Source organism: Wolbachia endosymbiont of Tuta absoluta (assembly GCF_059414725.1).
In genome coordinates this window covers 1-3,830 of the sequence record NZ_JBNRJY010000473.1, presented here as the reverse complement: position 1 = coordinate 3,830, position 3,830 = coordinate 1, and the positions used below count along the sequence as shown (strand labels likewise).

The following is a 3,830-nucleotide window of genomic DNA, read 5'->3' as shown; positions in this document are numbered from 1 at the left end:
TATTATTACAGACACTAAAGTAACTGTACGCTCTACAGTTACTTTAGAAATACCAGCATGCTTAAAGGATTCATTTATATAACTGCGAATAAATAGATCTTGATGCAATTTCTGTTTATAATCGTCCGTAGCACACCAAACAGAATCCCAGGTATTACTATTTATTTGCAATCTAAATACTTTAGGATTAACCTTCTGTCCCATATTTTTACACTTTCCTTATTAATTTTCCATTTCTATAAATCATACAATTTCTTTCAATTTTATAGTTATATTACTATAAAATTTGCTCATTCTATTAGCCCTACCCATAGCTTTTGGATATACTCTACGCAAAGTAAGTGACTTACCTATTAAAATTTCCTTTATATATAAATTATCAACGTTCAATCCATAATTATTTTGAGCATTAGCAATTGCAGAATTCAACACCTTCATTATAAAACCGGCAGCCTTTTTTTCACAAAATCTTAATTGTACATTAGCAAAAGAAACTTTTTTATTACGCACTAAATCAGCAACCAAATTTAATTTGCGAGGAGTTGATCTTAAAACCTTAGAACCAGCCTCAACTATTATATCCCTATTTTTCATATCAATTGCCTACCTTCTTGTTGCCTTTTTATCACCACCATGCCCAGTAAATTTACGAGTAGGTGAAAATTCACCGAATTTATGACCTATCATATTCTGATTATCAACACTAACAGGAATGTAATCTTTACCATTATAAACAGCAAATTTTAAACCCAAACAATTAGGAAGAATTACAGAAGCCCTGGAATGAATTTTTATCACCTTATTAATAGAACCCTCTTTTAAAGCTCTCTGAACTAATCTTAGTACAGATGGGTGTAAAAAAGGTGGTTTCCATACAGATCTACTCATAAATTAACCTTTCAATTTTTTTATATACTTATCACTAGATTTATTTTTTTTCCTAGTTTTTTTTCCTTTTGTTGCAACACCCCAAGGAGTAACAGGATGACGACCGCCAGAAGTTTTTCCCTCTCCACCTCCATGAGGATGGTCAACCGGATTCATTGCAACTCCACGTACAGCAGGTCTAATCCCAAGCCACCTACTTCTCCCAGCTTTACCCAACTTTCTATTCTTATGGTCAGGGTTAGATACTACACCAATAGTAGCCTTGCAAGAAGATAAAATCAACCTAATTTGACCAGACCTGAGTCGTAATAAAACATATTGGCCATCACGACCAACGATTTGTGCATAACAACCAGCAGCTCTAGCAATCGCAGCACCATTACCTGGCTTCAGCTCAACATTATGAACGAAAGAACCAACAGGTATATGCTTGAGTAGTAAACAATTCCCTGGCAAAATATCAGCATCATCTCCAGCTGTCACAACATCACCAGGCTTCATACCTTGAGGAGCTAATATATAAGATTTAGTATCATCTTCCTTATATGATATTAATGCTAAAAACCCACTTCTATTTGGATCATACTCTATTTTCTCAACTATACCCTGATCACTTCTATTACGTTTAAAATCTATAACTCTATACTTCTTCTTGTGACCACCACCCCTGTGACGAGTTGTAATTCTACCATGATTATTTCTTCCACCACTGGATTTCTTGCCAAATACAAGAGACTTCTCCGGCTTATCTTTTGATAAACCAATTTTACTTATTAATATAGTCCCACGAGAAGACGGAGTAACAGGATTAAAAAATTTCATACCCATATTAAACGCTCATTATATCTAATTTTTGACCATCCATCAAAGAAAAATAAACCTTTTTTCTCTGTTTTTTACAACCAACCACACCCCTGAAACGTCTATATTTAGGTTTAACTCTAATAACATTTATAGAAGAAATTCTGACATTAAATAAAGACTCTATTGCCGATTTTATTTGACGCTTATTTACATTTACAAAAACATACAAAGAGTATTTATTAAACTTCTCTCTTAAAAGAGAAGCCTTTTCTGTGATTACAGGAGATTTTATTATATTATTATATTTAATCATAACAATCTACCTTCAAGATGCTTTAAAGTGTCTTTTGTTAACATCACGCATTCATGATTCAATATATCAAAAACATTTAACCCAATAGGTTTGATTAAATCTACATAATGCAAATTTTTAGCAGCACGTAACAAATCATCTCCATAATCACCAACTATTAAAAAAGAAGAAAATTTAAAATTTTTAATATATTCACACATTTTAGATGTTTTCTTCACATCAACATTTAAACTATCAAGAACAACAACTTGATTATTTAAATATTTTAGAGATAAAGCAATTTTCAAACCAAATTTACGTACTTTTTTATTAAGAGAATAAGCATGACTCCTCACAACAGGACCAAAAATAATTCCACCACCTCTAAACTGAGGAGATCGCAAGCTCCCCTGTCTCGCCCTACCGGTACGTTTTTGACCATACGGCTTAGCTGTTGTACCAGAAACATCACTGATACCCTTTGTTTTATGAGCACCAACTCTTCTCTTTGCTAATTGCCATCTCACTATATCATGCAAAATACTCAATTTTTGCTTGGCAGAAAATATCAAGGGATTAAGCTCAACACTACCTACATTATTATTAGATAGATCAACTAATTCACATTCCATAACTAACTCACCAAATTATTAGCATCATCACTCATATTCAACAGCAGACCTACTGGAAAAGGAACATCTTTATGTAAAGGCTTTTTAACTGCATCTCTCACAAAAACATAAGAGTTTTTAAACCCAGGAACATTATTACCCTTTACAGCAATTATGCTATTTTCATAATCAATGGATAATATTTTCATATTCTGTACAGTCACTCTGCTATTACCTAAATGACCAGCCATTTTCTTCCCCTTGAATACTCTACCAGGATCTTGACATTGACCAGTAGAACCTTGTGATCTATGAGCAATAGAAACGCCATGAGATGCCCTAAGCCCACTGAAGTTATGCCGCTTCATCACACCAGCAAACCCTTTGCCTAAAGAATAACCCGTAATGTCAAGATATTGACCAACTACAAAATGATTAACCCCCACCTTTTTACCACATTCTATTCCGAATAGATCAGTTAATCTACTTTCGTATAATTTACATTTACTATTTATACCCTTTTTCTTTAAATATTCCAACTGAGGTTTTGCTATTTTTTTTAAATCCCCTGTGCCTAAAATGACTGAATTGTAGCCACATTTATCTTGTCCTTTTATATCGATAATATAAGTTTCGCTGAGATGCAATAAGGTTACAGCCATGCGACTATTATCAAAATACATAGCAGTATGGCCAACATTGGTCATTAACAAACCAATTCTCCTAAGCGAATTTATTCTCTTCATTTCCTTTTCCTAAATATTGACTTCCTTAACCTTTAAATCCACTTCTACACCAGCAGAAAAAGATAAATCTGCAAGCATCTTCATCATAGTAGAAGTAGGATTATGTACAATAATTAACCGCTTAGAAATTCTCATTTCAAATTGCTCACGAGATTTTTTATCAACATGAGGAGACCTATTAACAGTAAATTTAGAATCTTTTCTTGGCAACGCAATCGGACCAGATAAATCTGCATTAAACTGCTTTAATTGATCAATAAACTCGCGAATACACTTTTCCAACAAAGAACAATCGAAAGCTTTGATTCTAATATATATATCTTGCTTCATCTTAGTTATTATACTCATTCTAAAATTTCCGAAACAACGCCAGAACCAACAGTTCTACCACCTTCTCTTATCGCAAAACGTAATCCTTTATCCATTGCTATTGGTACTTGCAACTCCACTTCTATACTTACATTGTCCCCTGGCATTACCATCTCCTTT

Annotated in this window: 8 protein-coding genes and 1 pseudogene; all 9 read right to left on the bottom strand. The window is 33.4% G+C overall.

Going from position 1 to position 3,830, the window contains the following annotated elements; translation table 11 throughout:
• Positions 1-204, bottom strand: a pseudogene (locus ACJ5GX_RS05200) (30S ribosomal protein S3); the annotation flags it as partial.
• A 39-nt stretch (positions 205-243) separates the two neighbouring features.
• On the bottom strand, positions 244-594 hold the full coding sequence (gene rplV / locus ACJ5GX_RS05195; protein WP_007302537.1) for a 50S ribosomal protein L22: 351 nt from the start codon (positions 592-594) through the stop codon (positions 244-246).
• Positions 595-603: 9 nt separating this feature from the next.
• On the bottom strand, positions 604-888 hold the full coding sequence (gene rpsS / locus ACJ5GX_RS05190) for a 30S ribosomal protein S19 (RefSeq protein WP_010404687.1): 285 nt from the start codon (positions 886-888) through the stop codon (positions 604-606).
• 3 nt (positions 889-891) lie between these two features.
• Positions 892-1,716 (bottom strand): 50S ribosomal protein L2, encoded by an 825-nt coding sequence (rplB, locus tag ACJ5GX_RS05185; protein WP_052265061.1) that lies wholly within the window; start codon positions 1,714-1,716, stop codon positions 892-894.
• Position 1,717: 1 nt separating this feature from the next.
• Entirely contained in the window at positions 1,718-2,005 is a 288-nt protein-coding gene (locus ACJ5GX_RS05180) for a 50S ribosomal protein L23 (RefSeq protein ID WP_007302534.1), read from the bottom strand.
• Complete coding sequence (gene rplD / locus ACJ5GX_RS05175) at positions 2,002-2,616, bottom strand: 50S ribosomal protein L4 (RefSeq protein ID WP_007302533.1); 615 nt, start codon at positions 2,614-2,616, stop codon at positions 2,002-2,004. The genes ACJ5GX_RS05180 and rplD overlap by 4 nt, the downstream gene beginning before the upstream one ends.
• A 2-nt stretch (positions 2,617-2,618) precedes the next feature.
• Complete coding sequence (gene rplC / locus ACJ5GX_RS05170; RefSeq protein WP_012482005.1) at positions 2,619-3,341, bottom strand: 50S ribosomal protein L3; 723 nt, start codon at positions 3,339-3,341, stop codon at positions 2,619-2,621.
• A 9-nt stretch (positions 3,342-3,350) separates the two neighbouring features.
• Positions 3,351-3,671 (bottom strand): 30S ribosomal protein S10, encoded by a 321-nt coding sequence (rpsJ, locus tag ACJ5GX_RS05165; RefSeq protein ID WP_012482004.1) that lies wholly within the window; start codon positions 3,669-3,671, stop codon positions 3,351-3,353.
• A gap of 14 nt (positions 3,672-3,685) precedes the next feature.
• The coding region (locus ACJ5GX_RS05160; protein WP_495292697.1) for an EF-Tu C-terminal domain-related protein at positions 3,686-3,830 on the bottom strand (145 nt) is incomplete at its 5' end.